The sequence below is a fragment of the Streptomyces sp. NPDC005925 genome (assembly GCF_040638805.1).
Taxonomy (GTDB): domain Bacteria; phylum Actinomycetota; class Actinomycetes; order Streptomycetales; family Streptomycetaceae; genus Streptomyces.
The window spans coordinates 1-17,549 of sequence record NZ_JBEXVL010000048.1 but is presented as its reverse complement, the minus strand read 5'-3'; the positions used below and the strand labels follow the sequence as shown (position 1 = coordinate 17,549).

Genomic DNA, 17,549 nt, shown 5'->3' with positions numbered 1-17,549 from the left:
TACCCACGCCGCCCCACCCTCTTTCCCTCCCCCCCGCTGTTCCGATCTCGCGCGGCCTGCTCCGCAGGCACGACGCGCCGGCCCTACGGGCCGGAAGCCACCCGGCCGCTCCGCGGCCACCTCTCGGCGGGCTCCGCCGCCGAACTTCACTTGCTCCGCAACTGAACTGACGCTGCGTCACTCCGTGACGCTGAATCCGCTCCGCGGATTCCTAAAAAGCGCAACTACAGGAAAAGCTCGCGTCTTTGGGAAATCTCTTACTGAACAGGTGCCAGCGCGGCCCTGTGAATGCTGTTCCTCTCCGCGCAGCGACGGTCGCCGCGCGGAGAGGAACCTACGGCCCGGTCTCACAGGAAGAACATCAGGTCCACTTGCCCGTCCGGCCGATAGGAGAAAGCGACTTGTCCGGCGCCTTGGGCAGGAGGCCGATTGACGAAGTTCACCGCGTCCAGCGGGGTGGGGAAGGTGAGGACGTGCCAGGTCGCTGCCTGGACGGCTGCGAGTGCAGCCTTCAGCGATTGGGAGTCCGCTTCAGTGAGGGTCATAGAAAGCCCCTTTCCGGAGCAAAGAAGGAAATGTCTCTTATAGAGATCTCCTCCGGGGGGAACGATAACCGCTGGATGCTGTGGCGCACGGAGGCGCTGGGGGCGTGCATGGATTACTGGGAATATCCTGTCGCGCGCTTGGCGTGCATCTGAGAGTTCAGGACGCAGGCATCACGGCATCACACTGCCCGGCTCGCTCGCGTGCACGGCCCCGCCGGCGTCCGCTTTCCCGGCCGGGCAGACGCGGAGGACTCGTTCCCAAGGCGGGGACCGAAGGCTTTCTCACTGCTGGTCCCGTCCCGGGCTCGTTCCCTGACTTGGCGTTCCGGACGCCGGGTTCCGTTCCGGTTGCCCTGGACGGCTGACCCGCTTTCCCCCTTCCTCGTACACGGTGTCCGTGCTGGGACGCCGATGGCGGGGAACGTACCCGGGTGGGCAGAGGTTTTCTCCGTGGCGGGGCGGCACGCCGCCGGGCGGCGGCTGCGCGACGGGCATACCGCCGCCGTGCGCCGGCGATCCGACGCGTACGCACTCGCAGTCGGGGTCATCCCGGCATGGCAGTACGTCCGGCAGGTCGTCCGGCGGTGGGCCCGCTACGGGCACGAGCTGTTCCTTCCGCTGCCGCCCCACCAGCAGTACGACCCCCATGACGGATCCTCACTGGCGAAGTGGTCTTCGAGCGTGTAGCAGTTCGGATGGGACGACCACGCCAAGCCGCGGTAGGGCAGCATGGTGCCGAGGGTGTCCGACTGGTACAGGAGGTTGTTCATGTACGCGCACTGCTGCCAGCCCTGATAGGGCCAGCGCCCGCTGCCCATGTCCGTGCGGGTGGTGGCCGGGTCGTTGCCGGTGTCCACGACTTCGCCGTACCAGAGCACGGCGTCCGCCTGGGAACGCAGACCGCTGCTGTTGAACAGGGTGGCCGGATAGTACCCCATCCAGACGCCGTTGACCTGGATCCACCAGTTACCCAGCCAGAGCTGGACTTTCAGCCCCATCTGGTACTGGGTTCCGCCGAACGTGCTCAAGGGGCTGGAGAGGGCTCCCGGGAAGAGGGTGTTGGAGACCTGGACCCAGCCCGACACGTTCTGGTTGTAGCCACCCAGGTTGTCACCGCTCTGGGTGTACCCGTTGGTGGTGTAGAAGATGAAGAGATGCGGCACCCAGTCGCCGTAGAGGTCTTTGTAGACCTGGTGGCCAACCTCGACTGTTTGCTGGCCCGTGCCACTGCCCCGGGTCAGGTTGAGCTGGCCGAGGGAGAACTCGTCGCTGTACTCCACGAAGGTGGGCCAGACGTTGATGTTTCCCGACGTGCCGTATGCCGTCACCGATTGGGCGCTGGAGCCGTACTTGTGGGCCGTGGCGGCCCGGGTGGTCAGCTCGCCAGTCGGGGTGATGGTGGTGGCGTAGGGGTCCTTGGCCAGCCAGTCGTTCAGCCCGACATCGGGTGTGATTTTCTCCACGGGAAGGCGCAGGAGGGGCACCGTGCCGGGCGGACCCAGCTCGGCATGGGGGTGCTCCAGCTCGAAACGGGTGGGCTCGGCGGGCCGGTCGCCCTCAGCCCGTTCGAAAGGGCGGTTCTCGCTCGGTGGCTCGGCGATGTGACCGTCGTCGGTCGGTTGCGATTCGATGGGCACCCAGTCGAGTCTGGTGCCGCCCTCGGTCACTGTGCTTGCGACGATCTCGCGCCGGGCGTACTGATCGCGGAGGTACTGGTGGATCTCGTCCAACCGGGCCTGGGCTTCGGCGCGGGATTCGGACGTGGTGGCGCCACCGCGGGGCAGGGGCGGTCCGTCTTCATCGTCGTCGACTTGAGGATTGCGTTCGATTGTCATGGCCTACGGTTTCCGTGGCGTAACAGAGAATAAACGCCCATATAATGTGAAACGGCTATGAAAGCTCTAGTGCTGGGTTTCAGCTCAACGGCAGAGCGGGGACGCGCGCCCGTGATGGGCTTGCGTCCCCGCTCTGCTTCTTTCCGGCGCGTCGGCGTGGGTCTGCAGCGTGTATGCGGTCATCGGGGGTCGTCTCGCTCCCGACGTCACGACAGCGCGCTGAACGCTGTCCGGACCGCGGCTGCGAGCTGCGCCTGAGTGCAGGAACTCATGGGGGCGGCTACGACCGCCGGCATCTTGGGCCGGCTCCTCCAGCGCGCCAGCGGATCGTGGTGGCCGTAGGGCGCCGACACGTCTGCTTCCTGCGCTTGGGAGGCCGGGGCGAAGTGGGCGTGCTGCAACTGCCCAGCATTGATCATCGGCCCGGTGGGTTCGTCCGTTTCTGCGCCGGTCCTGCCCACCAGGCTCCTTCCCCGCCCTGGCAGGCCGTGTTCCGGCGAGGCTGCGCGGAGCCCCGATCCGATGGCGCCGCGCTGCTGCGAGGAGTACGCAAAGTCGGTCAGGCCGAGGTCGTCGGATGCTGTCCGGTGCTGTGGGCCTCGCGGAGCTCCTCGTTGATTCGCTGAGCTTCCTCGAGTTGATCTTCGAGGATGACGATGCGGCAGGCGGCTTCGATCGGGGTGCCCTGGTCGACGAGTTCGCGGGCGCGGGCGGCGATGCGCAGCTGGTAGCGGGAGTAGCGGCGGTGGCCGCCGTCGGAGCGCAGGGGGGTGATCAGGCGGTGGTCGCCCAGGGCGCGGAGAAAGGCGGGGGTGGTGCCGAGCATGTCGGCGGCCCGGCCCATGGTGTAGGCGGGGTAGTCGTCGTCGTCGAGAGGGATGTCGGGGCGGGTACTGCGAGGGGGCATAGACCTCTTCTTCCGGGGGACGCGTCGGGGGGCCCGGGCGCCGACTGGCGCCCGGGCCCCGAGCTTTCAACACCATCTACCGGCTGCGTGTGCCGGCCTTCTGTGTCCGCAGGTCCGCCTGGGAGGGCGGGGCTGCGGGGATCGCGGATGCGTGACCGGGGACCACCTTCCAATCCGGGGCCTGCGGTACCCGGGCGGTTCTTCTCGCCCGGGCGATCCTGATGGCGTTCTGCTCCTTACCTCTTCGGTTCAATCCGTCTGTACTGCTGGGTTGTGCGGTACTGCTGTGTGGCCCCTTGGGCCACTGGGCCCGGCAGTCAGGAGCGGAACCCATCACTTCCGGCTCCGCCGCTCCACTGCCGGGCCACACCTCTTGCACGCCAGTTCGTCTCTGCCGTGCCCTTCGACTTCTTGGCTACGGAGAAAACATTAACCTCCTCCGAGGGCAATGTCTACTGTGGGCACTACAGACTTTCTTCAAGCTCAGACGCTGGCAACCTTGTTCATGCGCCCTCGGAAGAGTCACTTGTCCGGTAGAGGGCGACCTTGAAGTCACGAGCCGGCCAGCGGCACAACCGATCGGACCTACGGCGCTCTGCGCGTGATCGAGACCCTTCCGCCGTAAAACATCTCCGGGAAGTTGGTGGCGGGGCGGTCACTGATCGGGGGTCGTCGTGGTGGAGTCCCGCTGGTTTTGGTGGTCGTTGAGGATGGCCAGCATCTTTGCGAACTCTGGGGGGCTCATCTTTCGGATGAGGTGCATGGCGATGAAGACGCCGTCGTCGTACGGGAGCCGGGGGAGCGCTTGGGGCTTGGTGTTCGGGGTGCTGCTGGTGCGTGGTTCCGGGACGGCTTCAGAGGGTGGGGTGTCTCGGGTTGGCGTCCGGGGCTGTTCGGGTTCCTCTATTACGTCGTAATAGGTGGGCTCCTCCTCAGGGAGGGAGGGCTTCTTGCGCTTGCTTGCCTGGTGTGCGGCTGTCTTGTCGGCTCGGGCTGCCTTCAGTTCTTCGAGGGCGGCTTCCTGCTGTTCGTGGGGTTTGCTGCCGACGGCGCGGAGGAGGTCGACGGGGTCCTGGCCGATGCGGGCCTGCAGTTGGGGGGTGAGGTTGAGGAGGGCGAGGCGTTGGGAGACCCAGCCCTGGGAGCGGTGGAGCCGTTTGGCGAGGGCGGTCTGGCTGCCGTGGATGGCGAGGAGGCGTTGCAGGGCGCGGGCTTCGTCCAGTTCGTCGAGGTCCTGGCGGTGGATGTTGGCGACGAGGGCTGATTCGAGGAGTTCTTCGGAGGTGGCTCCCTGGTCGTCGCTGACCATCACCTTGATGGTGGGGAGGCCGGCTTCGCGGGCGGCGGCGAGGCGGCTGCTGCCGTCGATGACAACGTGGGTGGTGTCGGGTTCGAGGTCGGTTTCGCGCTCGGGGTTGGCCTTGGTGTAGGCGTCGCGGTTCATCACCGTGATCGCTTGTTTCTGGCCGTGGGTCGTCAGGCTTCCGGTGAGGTCGGTGAGGTCGCCGAGGCTGGAGCGGGGGTTGTCGGGGTTGAGGCTGATGCGGTGCGGGGGGAGTTCGGTGGGGGGTGCGATGCCGTCGGTGGGAACGCCGGTGGCGGCGGCGACGGCTTGTCTGCGGGCGCTGACGGGTCGTACGGCGCCGCCGAAGCGGCCGGCGCCCAGCTGGTCGGCCTTGCTCATGCGATCTCCCTGGCCAGTGCGCGCATGCCGATCGACTGCTGCGATTTGGGGGCGTACGACAGCAGGGGCTGCTTCACACGGACGGCTTCCTTCTGTTCCTTGAGGTCGCCGATGAGGCCGACGACGCGGGGGTCCTTTATGTCGACCCACCCCTGGAGTGAGGAGGTGGCGATGAAGCCGCGGCGGGAGTCGTAGAGGTTGACGACGATGCCGAGGTAGTCGATGTCGACCTGGAGGTCGCTGCGCAGGTCGTCGATCTGGGTGGTGAGGAGTTCGTAGGCGTCGGCGGAGCTGTCTTCCGCCTGGACGACGATGAGGGCTCCGGACTGGCCGGGCTTCTCGCCGTCGCGGCGCCGGCCGTAGTAGGCGGCGGCGTCCATGCTCAGGCCGAGGCTGGGCGGGCAGTCGACGAGTATTACGTCGTAATAGGGCTCCAGGGGGGCCAGGGCGCGTTCCAGGGCTGCTTCTCGTGCGCGTACGGCGGAGAGGCGTACGTCGAGGAGGAAGGCGTCGTTGCAGGCGGGCAGGAGGTGGAGGCGGCCGCCGAAGGTGGCGTCGTCGATGGAGACGATGAGGTCGCGGAGGTCGCCCTTGGGGTCGCCTGCCATGTGGTTGGTGAGGCTGTCGCCGTTGAGGGGGAGGGGCGCGGCGCCGAGTTGGTTGGTGAGGTGGCACTGGGGGTCGAAGTCGACCAGGAGGACCCGCAGTCCGAGGCCGGGGAGGCTTTCGACGTCGAGGGGGTCGGGGGTCGTTTCGCTGTCGGGGTGGGTGTCGCTGGCGCGCAGGGCTTTGGCGAGTGCCTTGGAGACCTGGACGGTGTGGAGGGTGTTGGGGTCTTCGGAGAGTGCTTCGCCGAGGCCGGCGGTGATGGCTGTCTTGCCGACGCCGCCCTTCTGGTTGCAGACGATGATGCGGCGGGTGATTTCGGGGCGGTCGATGTCCGGCGCGGGGGTGGAGTCGAGCCACAGCTGGACGGATTGGGCGAGGCCCTGGATGAGGGAGACGCGTCGGTCGGTGGTGACCTGGCGGAACTCCTCCCACTGGCCGGGGGGCAGGAAGGTGGAGAAGGAGTCGGCGCCGGAGGTGTCGACGGTGGCGGTGGCGGATGCCAGGCCGCACCAGTCCCTGATGCCTTGTTCTACGGCGGCCTGGATCTCGATGCCGTGTTGAGCGGCTCTGATCTTGAGGTTCTGCCGGAGCCATCCCGGCAGTTTGGAGACGACCTTCTCGCGGTCGCTGGGGGTGGCTGGCGCGTTCATGGGGACACCTTACTAACGTCTTTGATCCTTTGAGACTGTGACACGTTAGCAAGCAGGTTCTGGTGGGGCGTCAGTGTGCTGTCGGCTATTACGGCGTAATAGGTCGGGTTCCCCAGGGCGTCGGACCGGCGGGCGTGGCGGCAGGGCTATTACGCCGTAATAGGTGGATCCGAGGCTCGAGGACCGCCGACGTCCGGGCGGGACCACGCACTTCGCCCGGGACCAGGAAGAAGCGGCCTGAGGGACTGGGGGTCAGGGACTGAACAGAAGGGTCTGGCGTTCTTCGGTCCCTGGGCTTCAGTCCCTGCCAAAAGCGCAGGTCAGATGGGTTTTGGGTGCCCGATAAGGGACCGAAGGGACTTAACTTCGGGGTTATAAGGCTTTAGCGTGCGCGCGTATGTGTACGCGTACATCTTGTAAGCCTTATATACATAGCTAGCTCATAATGGCGAGTTTGAGTCCCTTCAGTCCCTTCCGGAGGCCGCGTATGCCGTCTGACCTGCTCAAACAGGCAGGGACTGAAGGGAGGGACGCAAGGGACGGACGGACGGTTTGGTCCCTCGTTCCGGTCCCGGTCCCCGGTGTTTGGGTCTCTGACGGGACTTCTTGGACCCTTGTGTGCCCGATCCAGCTCGGGAGGGGCTCAAGGGACGGTAGGGACCGAAGGACTGATGAACCGCCACGCGGGGACGCTGCTGCCGCTGTGTCGGTGCCGGGTCCTAGACTCTCTTCCGAAATACGGTCCCTCCAGTCCCTACGGTCCCTCCCCGAAGAAGGACAGACGCTTGCCCGGCCCCGGTGTGACGAGTGAGTCCGCAGCCCCCGCGCGGCCTGCGGCGCCCCATGCCGTGGCTCGCTGGTGTGCGGAGCAGGGGTGGCCGGTGCATCCCCTCGCCCCAGGCCGCAAGACCCCCGTCGCCAACTGCCCCGAGTGCAGGGACCAGCGGCATCAGCCCGGCGGATGCGCCTGCCTGCCCGCCGGCAGGCCGTGCCACGGTTTCCACGCCGCCACCACCGACGTCGCCCGGATCGACAGCTGGTGGTCGCACACCCCGGCGCGGGGCGTCGGCATCGCGTGCGGGGGAGCGGACCTGGTCGTCATCGACATCGACGCGCACTCCGCGCAGGTGCCCGACCGCAACCGCCTGCTGCCCGGCATCCCCATCCACGACTCGGTGAACCTGCGGGGGCTCGCATCGGGCTTCGACACCCTCGCACTCCTCGCCGCGCTGCGCGGGCAGCCCAGCCCGGCCGACGACACCGGCACCTTGCGCGTACGTACGCCGTCGGGGGGCCTGCACGTCTGGTACCGCAATCCACACCCGGCGACCCGGTTCCGCTGCTCGACCGGTTCCAGCTCCAAGGTCGCGCTCGCGTGGCAGGTCGACGTGCGGGCCGACGGCGGCTACATCGTGGCGCCCACCACCCGTACCGCGCAGGGCGCTTACCGCCGGGAGGGGCCCGTGCGGCTGCCCGCCCCGCTGCCGGAGTGGCTCGGAGCCGAACTCGTACGCACCGGCCATCTGGTCCAGCCGCCGCCCGCTCGCGGCCCAGTCCCTCGCGTGCGCCGCCCGGGGCTGCCGCCCACCGACGGCCTACGGGTCCTCGAACCGCTGCTCGCCGACGTCGGCGCGTGCGCCGGCACGCCGGAGGGCGCGGCGTTCACCGAGAAGCTCAACAAGGCCGCGTACACGGCCGGAGGGCTCGCCGCAGCCGGGCACCTCGACGAGGACGGCGCGCGCACTCTGCTCCGTGCGGCGGCCTTCGCGGCGCGTCCCCGGCAGCACGCCCGTAACGAACGCATCATCGACGACGCCCTGGCCGCAGGGTCCGCCCGCCCGTTCCACCTCAAAGGACGTTCATGAGCAGCGCCGAAACCCCGCGCTTCGACGCCAGCGCCGCCGCTCAGCAGATGCTGGATCTCGACCAGGCGGTGGCGTCCGGTCCGGCCGTGCTGCCCCTCCAGGCGCACGCCTCGCCGGGCGACCCACCGTCCTGGGCGTTGCCGGCGCCGCTGCCCAGCACCCTGAGCGACCGTGGCAACGCCAAGCTGTTCGTCAGGCTCTACCGGGACCAGTTCCGTCACGTGGAGGGCCTGGGGTGGTTCTCCTGGGACGGCTACCGCTGGAAACGCACCGGCGGGGAGAAGGCGGCGCTGTGGGCCGCGGGCGAGATGGCCGAGGAGATGCCGGACAGCGACCCGCGGGGCGTCTTCGGCGACCGTGAGCTGCAGCGTCACAAGCGGCGCACGCTGTCCACCACCGGCATGAAAGCCCTCCTGACGCAGGCGAAGGCCTCGCCGGACCTCTCCGTGGACCCCGACACGCTCGACGGCGACCCGTACGCGCTGTGCACTCCGGCCGGTGTCGTCGACCTGCACACCGGGCTGCTGCGCAAGCCGGACCCCACCCGGGACTTCCACTCGCGGGCCACCAGCGTCGCTCCGCAGCCGTGCGAGACGCCACGCTGGCACCGCTTCCTCGGCGACACCTTCGGCGACGACGCCGAAGGCCGGGAGATGATCGACTTCCTGCACCTGCTGCTGGGGTACTCCATCACCGGAGACGTCGGCGCCCAGGTCTTGCCGTTCCTCCACGGGCACGGCAAGAACGGCAAGAGCGTCCTGCTCGACACGATGATCCAGATTCTGGGGGACTACGCGGACGCCGCCCCGCCCGGCTTCCTCATGGACCGCGGCGCGTTCTCCGAACACTCCACCGAGCTGACCGAGCTGCACGGCCGCCGCCTCATCGTCTGCAGTGAGCTCAAGCCCAACGACAAGTTCGACGAGGCACGCGTACGGCTGCTGACGGGTGGCGACAAGATCAAGGCGCGCCGGATGCGGCAGGACTACTTCTCCTTCACCCCCACCCACCACCTGTGGCTGCTGGGCAACCACCGGCCCGAGGTCACCACCGGAGGCTTCGCCTTCTGGCGCCGTATCCGGCTGCTGCCCTTCGAGCGGACCGTCCCCGACCACCGCAAGATCGACAACCTGGCCTTCGAACTCGTCCGTGACGAGGGCCCCGGCATCCTGCAGTGGCTGATCGACGGCGCCCGCCGCTACCTCATCACGCGCGACAGCCTCGAAGGCCCCGACCGCGTCCGCATCGCGACGACCGCGTACGCCAACACCGAGGACCACATCGGCCGTTTCCTGGCCGAGTGCTGCAGCCGCGACGTCGAGGCGCAGCACGACCTGCGCGTCGAGCAGGGCCTGCTCTACACCGCGTACGCCGCCTGGTGCAGCGCGGGGGAGGGCATCCGCCCGGCCGGGGCGCGCGCGTTCGCCACCCGGGTCCGGCAGGAGGTCGGGCTCGCCTCGCCCGCCGACATGATCAAATCCAACGGCCGTAAGTACTACCCCGGTCTCGCCCTGCTGGACACCCACTCATGAACCGACTGACGAAACGTCACCCCAGTCCGTCTGGTGGTCACCGGGGCGCCTGGACCGGCCGGGCGCACCTACCCACCCGCCACCGACCGGCCTACCATGAAGCCGCGGCGCCGGGCCCCGCAGCAGACGGCACACGACACCACGAGGCGGACCGCCGTCCGGCCCGGCACACGAAGGAGGGGCAGCAGCCATGAGCTCGCTACTGACCGAGGGCGATCTCACCCACGAGGCACACGTGGTGTGGCTGGAAGACCCCGAGAACCTCGACTACGTCCGCCAGGCCCTCGACAAGACGCCCCGGCGCCGCAACAAGCCCCGCTACGCCCGCGACGGCCGCATGGTGGGCTACGCCGAGCTCGACGACCACGCCGAGGCCGACCCCGACAGCGGCCTGTACCGGCGCCGGGTGTTCTTCCTGCTGCCGCACGACCGCGACACCCAGCCCGAGGGCCTGTACCAGGAGGGTGCCCCGGGCGAGGCCGTCGACCCGCGCACTGTCGACGTCCGCAAGGTCGGGGAGAAGACGCCCCGGTCTCAGCGCGGCCCTGCCACCGCGACCGGCACCCGTCGTTGACCCAGGCCGGCCCTGTGGCCGGGAGCACCGCATCCAGCCCGGCCACAGGGCGACTTGAGGTGCTCCCGGCGCGTCACACCGCCGGGTGAAACGCCGGTGACTCTCCTTCAGTCGCTGTTCGGTCGCTGTGTCTGGACCCGCCAACGGCGCAGCGACTGAACCTCAGCGACGGAACATCTCTTCAGTAGCTCCCGGCTCTGGCCAGAAAACCGCAGGTCAGAGCCTTTTCGGGTAGGTGACAGCGACTCAAGCGACTCAGCGACCGGGTATATGAAGACATTCGTGTGTGCGTGTGTGCGTCATAGATAGACGCCTTGAGTCGCTTCAGTCGCTGTTAGGGGTCTCTTATGTGCTTTGACCTGCGGTTTCTTCGAGCGGCTGAGTAAGCGACCAAAGAGGCTTCAGTAGCTGGGTGTTCAGCGCTTCGGTCGCTGTCTTCCCCTGTGTGTCGAATGTTTGTCTCTCATGAGTCACTGTGGTGCACTCAAGCTTCGCTAGTCTGTGTCGGTCGCTCAGTCGCTTCGGTCGCTGGTGGGGGGTGCGCATGGCTTCTGAGCTGCGGGGGTCACTCACCTGCTCACGAAAGCTCGCGCCCGCCGCACGTACGCCTTCAGGAGGCCGTTGATGTCCTCCGACGACCAGGCCCTGTTCCGCTTCGACGCCAAGGCGGTCGCCGCGCAGATCCTCGCCCAGCCCGTCGCGCTGCCCTCGCCCAGGCAGGCGCGCAGCACGAGTGCGAACGGGGCCTCCTCCGACGCGCTGCTGCCCGACACGCTCAGCGACCGGGGCAACGCCAAGCTCTTCGTGAAGTTCTACTCCAACGAGTACCGGCACGTGCCCGGCCTCGGCTGGTTCCGCTGGGACAGCACCCGCTGGCAGATCGACGAGGACGAGACCGTGCTGTGGGCGGCCGGCGACCTGGCGGAGTCGATCGCCACCAGTGACCCGCGCGGGGTGCACAGCGCCACCGCGCTGCAGCAGCACCGCCGCCGGGCGCTGAGCACCAGCGGCATGAACGCGATGCTCATGCAGGCGAAATCCGCGCCCGGCATGGTGCTCAACGCCTCCCAGCTGGACGCCGACCCCTACGCCCTGTGCACCCCCGGCGGCGTCGTCGACCTGCGCACCGGACACCTGCACAGACCCGACCCGAACAAGGACTTCCACGCCCGCTGCACCACCGTGGCCGCCCAGGCGATGCCCACCCCCCGCTGGGACCGCTTCCTCACCGATACCTTCGGCGACGGACCCGAGGGCGCACAGATGATCGAGTTCCTGCACCTGCTGCTGGGCTACTCCATCACCGGCGACGTGGGCGCCCAGGTCCTGCCGTTCCTGTTCGGCTCCGGGAAGAACGGCAAGTCCGTACTGCTGGACGTGGTCATGAAGCTGGTCGGCGACTATGCCGACGCCGCCCCGCCCGGCTTCTTGATGGCCCGCCCCTACGAGGGGCACCCCACCGACCTGGCCGAGCTGCACGGGCGCCGCGTCATCGTGTGCAACGAGGTCAAGCCGGGTGACCGCTTCGACGAGGCCCGGGTCAAGCTCCTGACCGGCGGTGACCGCATCAAGGCCCGCCGGATGCGGCAGGACTTCTTCAGTTTCCGGCCCACGCACAAGCTGTGGCTGCTGGGCAACCACCGGCCCGAAGTGGGCACCGGCGGCTTCGCGTTCTGGCGCCGGATGCGGCTGATCCCGTTCGAGCGGGTCGTGCCAGACGACCACAAGATCGACAACCTGGCGGACATCCTTGTCAACGAGGAGGGCCCCGGCATCCTCAACTGGCTGATCACGGGCGCCCGCCGCTACCTGGCGGGGGAGAAGGACCTCACCGGCCCCGAGCGCGTCCGGATCGCCACCAACGCCTACGCCGAGACCGAGGACTACACCGGGCGGTTCCTGAGCGAATGCTGCCGGATGGCGCCCGGTTCGAGGGCGGAACAGGCCCGCCTCTACGCGGCCTATAAGACCTGGTGTCAGAATGAAGGCGCCCCGGCCGTGTCGTCCCGGGCGTTCGCGGCACGCGTTCGCGAGGTGGTGGGACTGGAGTCGCCCAAGGAGATGATCCTGTCCAACCAGCGCAAGTACTACCCGGGCATCGGACTGGTCGCCGACGAGGAGACAGCATGAGTGCCCTCATCGCAGAGGACGAAATCGTCCACGAGGTCGACTTCGTCTGGCTCGAGGACATCAGCAAGCTGGACTACGTACGCCAGAGCCTCGACCGGCTGCCGACGCGCCGCAGCCGTCCCGCCTACCATCGCGACGGCCGCATGGTCGGCTACGCGCTGCTCGGACCCGAGGCCAAGCCGTCCCGCTCCTCGGGCACCTTCCGCCGCCGCGTCTTCTGGCTGCTGCCCCACGACCGCGACACCGATCCCGAGGGCCTGTACGCCACGGGAGCGCCCGCGGAGGCCGTGGACCCGCGCACCCTCGCCCCCGGGGCCAAGGGCCGCAAGACACAGCGCTCCTGGGGCGGCCCGCCGTCCTCCGCGGTGACCGAACTGGACATCACCCTGCCGCTGTGACCCGTACGGCGGCAGAGGGCCCCTACAGGCCCGTGCCGCCGGAGGCGTCGAGGCACTGCCCCGTCACCCAGCGGGAGTCCTGCGAGGCGAGGAACGCCACGACGTCCGCGATGTCGGCCGGCTGCCCCATCCTGCCGAACACCGAGTACGCGGCATGCTCCGCCTCCGCCTCCGGCGTGGCCCAGCGCCGCCGGTTCAGGTCCGTCATGACGTAGCCCGGCGCCACACAGTTCACCGTGATCTGCCGCGGGCCCAGCTCCTTGGCGAGCGTGCGCGTGAACGCCTCCAGCGCACCCTTGGCCATCGAGTACGCCAGTGAGGACGGCAGGGCCACCCGGGTCGCCGCGGAGCTGATGTTGATGACGCGGCCGCCGTCGCGCAGCCGCCCCAGCCCCTCCTGCACGAGGAACAGCGGCGCCCGGGCGTGGACGGCCATGAGCCGGTCGAAGTCCTGTGGAGTCACCTCCGCCACTGTGCCGCGCACGTTGAAGCCGGCGTTGTTGACCAGGATGTCCAGCGCCACGGGCTCGCCCAGCCCCCGTAGGCCGGCGTCGAGCCGCTCGTACACCGTGTGTACGTCGTCGGGTACGCCGAGCGGCCCGTGCAGGGCGAAGGCGCGCCCGCCGTCGCCGGTGATCATCGCGACGGTCTCGTGGGCCGAGGCCTCGTCGCTGCCGTAGTGCACGGCGACGAGCGCGCCGTCCGCCGCGAGGCGCCGCGCGATGGCCCGGCCGATGCCCCTCCCGCCGCCGGTGACCAGAGCCGTTCTGTCCTTCAACTTGCCCATCGAAACCCCCAGTTGCGAGCGGTGGACGGCACCTTCCTGGCGCCGTCCAGTGTCCTTGCCCGCGATCCTGCCGACAGCGCCGGTCAGGGGATGAGGATAATGCTTGAAGAAACCGCACGCCCGGTTTAATGTCACGGGTGAGGCTTTCGTGGACCGGGGGAGTGGCCGCGGAGCCGTTGTCCGGCACCTCAGGCGGCGCGCGCCCCGGCAGCGCGGCTCGACGTTAGGCGGTTGTGTGATGGCCTTGCGGCATCTGCGTCTGATCGCGGTGAACATCGACGGGGTCCTGCTGAACGACACCTTCAGCCCGGTCATCCACCGGCTCGTTGTCCGTCACGGCGGGGAGTACACCGCCGAACTGGAGCGGGCGGTGCTGTCGCAGCCGCAGCTGCGGGCCGCGGCGGCCACGGGGCTGCCGGGGACGCCCGAGGAGGTCGTGGAGGCGTACTTCCGGGAGCGCAGCGCCTACCTCGTGGACCATCCGGTCCGGGTCATGGAGGGCGCCGGCGCCCTGCTCGCCCGCCTTCGCGCCACCGGCGCCCGCCTGATCTGCTACGGCGGGCTCGGACGCAGCCACTTCGACCACCATCTGGGCTCCTGCGCGCGGTACTTCGACGGGCCCGGTTATGTGTGCACCGACGCCTTCCGGCCCGGCGTACGCGAGATCGCCGAGGACGTCTTCGGGGTACGGCCCTGCCACGCGCTGTTCATCGACGACGTGGCGCGGGTGGCCGAGGCCGCGCGGGAGCTGGGCGCGGCCTTCATCGGACACCCGACCTCGTACGAGCACAGCTTCCAGCGGGAGCTGATGCACCGGGCCGGCGTACGGCACCTGGTGGACTCGCTCGGACAGATCGACGAGCGGCTGCTGCGGATCGTCGATGCCGAGGCCGCCGCGGGCCGTCAGTGGCGCGGCGCGGCCGCGGCCCCCGCAGTGTCCGGAGGGCCGGTCTGTGGGTCGGCCTGAACCCTGCCGGGGCGGGGCCGGACCGCCTGGAGGAACCGGCCGGAAAACCTGCACCGTGGATGGTTTCCGGGGCCTGCCCGGCAGGTGGCCGGATCGCCCGTGGGAGGCATCCGCCGCGCGGTCCGGCGGCGCGGAAAAGCCGTAGAGTCGACTGACCAGCACGGTTGTTCCGCGCAGTGGGGACTTGTGCCTTTCCCGTCGTACCCGTTTCGTGGGATGAAGAGGGGAAACAATGGGCAAACTCCGGTGCTGTCCTTTACCGGAGTATAAGGATAAGGTACCTTCTGGACGGTTTGTTTTGGGCCCTCTGTGTGTACGACTCCCGGTCGTGCGGTGCGGATGCGGTTCCAGGAGAGGGAGGTTCAGTGGCCCAGCAGGAACGTGCGGTCAGGACGCGTCGCGCAGTACTGGAGGCCGCTGCGGTTGTCTTCGCGGAGCACGGCTACACGGCTGCGACGGTCGCTGACATCCTCAAGACGGCCGGGGTGACCAAGGGCGCCCTGTACTTCCACTTCGACTCCAAGGAAGCGCTCGCCAAGGGGGTGCTGGAGGTCCAGACGGACCAGGTGCTGCCCGAGCAGGAGATCAAGCTCCAGGAGGTCGTGGACACCGCCATGGCAGTGGCCCACCGGCTGGTCCACGAACCCCTGCTGCGGGCCGGCGCCCGGCTCTCGGCCGACCCCATCGGCCGCAGGCACTACGGCAGCGCCTGGCCGCTGTGGGTCGACATGGTGACGGACATGCTCACCGAGGCCCACCAGCGCGGGGAGACCCTGGGACACGTGGTGCCCCGTGAGGTCGCCGAGCTGGTGGTCAGCTCCTTCAACGGGGTGCAGCTCTACGCCCAGTTGGAGACCGGCCTGAACGACATCGAGCACCGGGCCTCGGTCCTGCTGAAACACCTGCTGCCCTCCATCGCCTCGCCGCCCGTGCTCATGCGGCTGGACGTGGCCCCCGACCGGGGAGCCCGGATCATCCGTGAAGCGCTTCCCGAATCGGTGCCCGAGCCGACACCGGTGCCGGTCTGAGACGCGCGGAGCCGCCCCCCGCCTGCCGTGAGCCGCTCCCCGACGTTGCGCAGACGTCGAGGTCACGGCGTTCCCGGCAGGCGAGGAGCGACTGAAGCGACTCAAGTTCCCACTCGAAGAGACGCCCTGCCGGAGCGGGGGCGTCTCTTCACTTGTCCAGTGACCTGTCCGTTCACGGCGCGGGGGGTGCGACGGTGACGGCCGAGGTGAACAGGACGGTGCCGTCCTGCCGGCCGGTCACGAGCACGCGTTCCCTGCCCTGCGGGCACGGGGGAAGGGCGCACGCCTCGATCACGCACGGCGCGTTGAGCTCCGCGTAGCGGGTGAACTCGCTGGTGATGCCCACCGGCAGGCAGTTCCGCCCCAGGAAGGCGACGGTGGCCTGGCGGGCGGCCTCCAACAGCACCATGCCCGGCACGTGATCGACCGGGTGGTCGAAGAGCGCCGGATGCCTGGTGTCCACCCTCAGCTGCCACCGGTCCGGGTCCGGCAGCGGGGACAGCACGACGTCCGTGGGTGAGATGCGGCCGACGTTCTGCGGTGCCACGGGGCTCGTCAGCGGGATCGGGTTCACCCCGCCGTCCCCGATCCGGGGAGCACGGATGCGCTGGTAGACGGCCGGGGTGGTGCAGGTGAAGCTGGCCGCTCCGGTCGCGACCTGCTGCCCGTCGCGGTGGATCACGGCGTCGAGATGGAGCCCTGAAAGGTTCTTGCCCCGGCGTTTGATGTCCGAACAGGCGATCTCGATGACCACGGACGCAGGCGTGGTACCGAGGCGGAGCCCGTCGGCCTTGACGTCGACCGCCAGGTCCCACATGAGGAACTTGTGATCGAGTGGGACGCCGAATTCGGCGTGCGCCAGCAGGAGTCCCGCCTGGCGTATCGTCTCCGCTGCCAAGAGCGGATCGTGGTAGCCGTCGAGGGTGGCGAAAAAGCCGTGCAGGCGCGGCCACTGGGCGGTCACCGTGAAGTGCTGCTCGCCCCGGCGCTCCCAGCCGGTGAGCAACACCTCGGCGATGCTCGCGCGGTGGACGAACTCCTTGGGAACCGTTGTGGTCAGAGAGGGGTAGCGAGGTGCTACGGCCCGGTGCGGGGCGCGATCGTCGCTCTGCGTGTGCCGAATGGCGGATACCGCGCGCTCGACACGAAACGTGCTCGCAGACATGTCTGTTCCCCCTGAGCGGCGTTGGCGTGATAGTTGCTGTAGCGGTTCTTCAGGGCAGCGAAGATACATACCAACCGGTTTATTTTCTAGCGGTAGGAGACACTCCGTCTTCACATTTTGTGGAGCAGTGAATTCCGCTTGGAACCCGGTCGATCTCGCGGGCGAGACGACCGCTTCCGGCCACCGACCGCTGGACCTCGGACGACGCCTTGCGGGGGGTCCTCACCGGGCAAGGTCATCTGCCGGCCCGGGTCTTCTTGCCGTTGAGGCTTTCATGCCTTGCCTCAAGCCATTCCTCAGTGCTTCTCGAGTGCCCTGATCGACTCTGGCCCACAGAGTTGCGAGGAAAGGGGACGGGCCGAATGGAGAGCGCAGAAGCCGTGCTCCGGGTGGAACGCGGGCACGCCAGTGAAGAGGAACTGGCAGCTCTCACCGCGGTGTTGCTCGCCCTGCGGACACGTGTCCAGGAGGAGAAGCCCGAGCGGCCACCAGCGCTCGGGTGGAGCTGGTGGAAGCGGCCCAAGAGCTACGAGCCGCCCCGCAGCTGGCGGTGAGCCGGCCGCCGACCGCGACACCCTCCACCACAGACAGGAAGAACCGTGCAGGCGGTTTGATCAAGTTCTCCGTGGCACCGGGGCGGGATCTCCTCGGTCTTGTCCCAGAAAGGGACCAGAGATGGTGACGACGACTGCTCCAGCGGCAACCACGGCACAGCCGACCGAGCCGACCGACATACGCGGTCACGTGGCGGAGCTGCACGCGATACGCACCCAGGCGATGGCCGGGCCGAGTGAGAAGGCGACCGAGGCGCAGCGTGCCAAGGGGAAGCTGACGGCTCGGGAGCGTGTGGAGCTTCTTCTTGATCCGGGTTCG

At 68.6% G+C, this 17,549-nt stretch carries 15 protein-coding genes and 1 pseudogene; 9 read left to right on the top strand and 7 right to left on the bottom strand.

Annotated features, from left to right (window positions below; genetic code table 11):
• Window positions 1-347: 347 nt before the first annotated feature.
• From ABZ354_RS28115 to ABZ354_RS28095, 5 genes are all read right to left on the bottom strand, one after another.
• Window positions 348-545, bottom strand: coding sequence for a hypothetical protein (locus ABZ354_RS28115; protein ID WP_358661447.1), 198 nt, complete (start codon window positions 543-545; stop codon window positions 348-350).
• 593 nt (window positions 546-1,138) lie between these two features.
• The gene (locus ABZ354_RS28110) at window positions 1,139-2,182 is read right to left on the bottom strand and encodes a neprosin family prolyl endopeptidase (protein ID WP_358661445.1); all 1,044 of its coding nucleotides are present in this window, start codon (window positions 2,180-2,182) and stop codon (window positions 1,139-1,141) included.
• Between the two features lie 757 nt (window positions 2,183-2,939).
• On the bottom strand, window positions 2,940-3,287 hold the full coding sequence (locus ABZ354_RS28105; protein WP_358661443.1) for a MerR family transcriptional regulator: 348 nt from the start codon (window positions 3,285-3,287) through the stop codon (window positions 2,940-2,942).
• A 655-nt stretch (window positions 3,288-3,942) separates the two neighbouring features.
• Window positions 3,943-4,971 carry a ParB/RepB/Spo0J family partition protein gene (locus tag ABZ354_RS28100; RefSeq protein WP_358661441.1) on the bottom strand — a complete coding sequence of 343 codons (1,029 nt, stop codon included), beginning with the start codon at window positions 4,969-4,971 and terminating at the stop codon, window positions 3,943-3,945.
• On the bottom strand, window positions 4,968-6,230 hold the full coding sequence (locus ABZ354_RS28095; RefSeq protein WP_358661439.1) for a ParA family protein: 1,263 nt from the start codon (window positions 6,228-6,230) through the stop codon (window positions 4,968-4,970). The genes ABZ354_RS28100 and ABZ354_RS28095 overlap by 4 nt, the downstream gene beginning before the upstream one ends.
• Before the next feature lie 848 nt (window positions 6,231-7,078).
• On the opposite strand from ABZ354_RS28095, the gene ABZ354_RS28090 reads away from it, so the two are divergent.
• From ABZ354_RS28090 to ABZ354_RS28070, 5 genes are all read left to right on the top strand, one after another.
• Window positions 7,079-8,095, top strand: a complete 1,017-nt coding sequence (locus ABZ354_RS28090) for a bifunctional DNA primase/polymerase (RefSeq protein ID WP_358661437.1) — start codon at window positions 7,079-7,081, stop codon at window positions 8,093-8,095.
• Window positions 8,092-9,627: a phage/plasmid primase, P4 family gene (locus tag ABZ354_RS28085; RefSeq protein ID WP_358661435.1), complete on the top strand. Its 1,536-nt coding sequence runs from the start codon at window positions 8,092-8,094 to the stop codon at window positions 9,625-9,627. The genes ABZ354_RS28090 and ABZ354_RS28085 overlap by 4 nt, the downstream gene beginning before the upstream one ends.
• Before the next feature lie 190 nt (window positions 9,628-9,817).
• Window positions 9,818-10,201, top strand: coding sequence for a DUF6009 family protein (locus ABZ354_RS28080; RefSeq protein WP_358661433.1), 384 nt, complete (start codon window positions 9,818-9,820; stop codon window positions 10,199-10,201).
• 624 nt (window positions 10,202-10,825) lie between these two features.
• A complete protein-coding gene (locus ABZ354_RS28075) occupies window positions 10,826-12,331 on the top strand; it encodes a phage/plasmid primase, P4 family (RefSeq protein WP_358661431.1) in 1,506 nt (501 codons plus the stop codon).
• Window positions 12,328-12,729 carry a DUF6009 family protein gene (locus tag ABZ354_RS28070; protein ID WP_358661429.1) on the top strand — a complete coding sequence of 134 codons (402 nt, stop codon included), beginning with the start codon at window positions 12,328-12,330 and terminating at the stop codon, window positions 12,727-12,729. Before ABZ354_RS28075 ends, ABZ354_RS28070 begins: the two co-directional genes overlap by 4 nt.
• Window positions 12,730-12,751: 22 nt before the next feature.
• Here the strand turns inward: ABZ354_RS28070 and ABZ354_RS28065 are convergent, their stop codons facing one another.
• Window positions 12,752-13,516 carry an SDR family oxidoreductase gene (locus ABZ354_RS28065; RefSeq protein ID WP_358661428.1) on the bottom strand — a complete coding sequence of 255 codons (765 nt, stop codon included), beginning with the start codon at window positions 13,514-13,516 and terminating at the stop codon, window positions 12,752-12,754.
• A 238-nt stretch (window positions 13,517-13,754) separates the two neighbouring features.
• Between ABZ354_RS28065 and ABZ354_RS28060 the strand changes: the two genes are divergently transcribed.
• Window positions 13,755-14,483, top strand: coding sequence for an HAD family phosphatase (locus ABZ354_RS28060; RefSeq protein ID WP_358661426.1), 729 nt, complete (start codon window positions 13,755-13,757; stop codon window positions 14,481-14,483).
• Between the two features lie 365 nt (window positions 14,484-14,848).
• The gene (locus ABZ354_RS28055; protein WP_358661424.1) at window positions 14,849-15,511 is read left to right on the top strand and encodes a ScbR family autoregulator-binding transcription factor; all 663 of its coding nucleotides are present in this window, start codon (window positions 14,849-14,851) and stop codon (window positions 15,509-15,511) included.
• Between the two features lie 172 nt (window positions 15,512-15,683).
• On the opposite strand, the gene ABZ354_RS28050 is transcribed toward ABZ354_RS28055, so the two are convergent.
• Window positions 15,684-16,676 (bottom strand): ScbA/BarX family gamma-butyrolactone biosynthesis protein, encoded by a 993-nt coding sequence (locus tag ABZ354_RS28050; protein ID WP_358661422.1) that lies wholly within the window; start codon window positions 16,674-16,676, stop codon window positions 15,684-15,686.
• A 362-nt stretch (window positions 16,677-17,038) separates the two neighbouring features.
• Between ABZ354_RS28050 and ABZ354_RS28045 the strand changes: the two genes are divergently transcribed.
• A complete protein-coding gene (locus tag ABZ354_RS28045; protein WP_358661420.1) occupies window positions 17,039-17,230 on the top strand; it encodes an acyl-CoA carboxylase epsilon subunit in 192 nt (63 codons plus the stop codon).
• Window positions 17,231-17,351: 121 nt separating this feature from the next.
• Window positions 17,352-17,549 (top strand): annotated as a pseudogene (locus ABZ354_RS28040) (methylmalonyl-CoA carboxyltransferase); the annotation flags it as partial.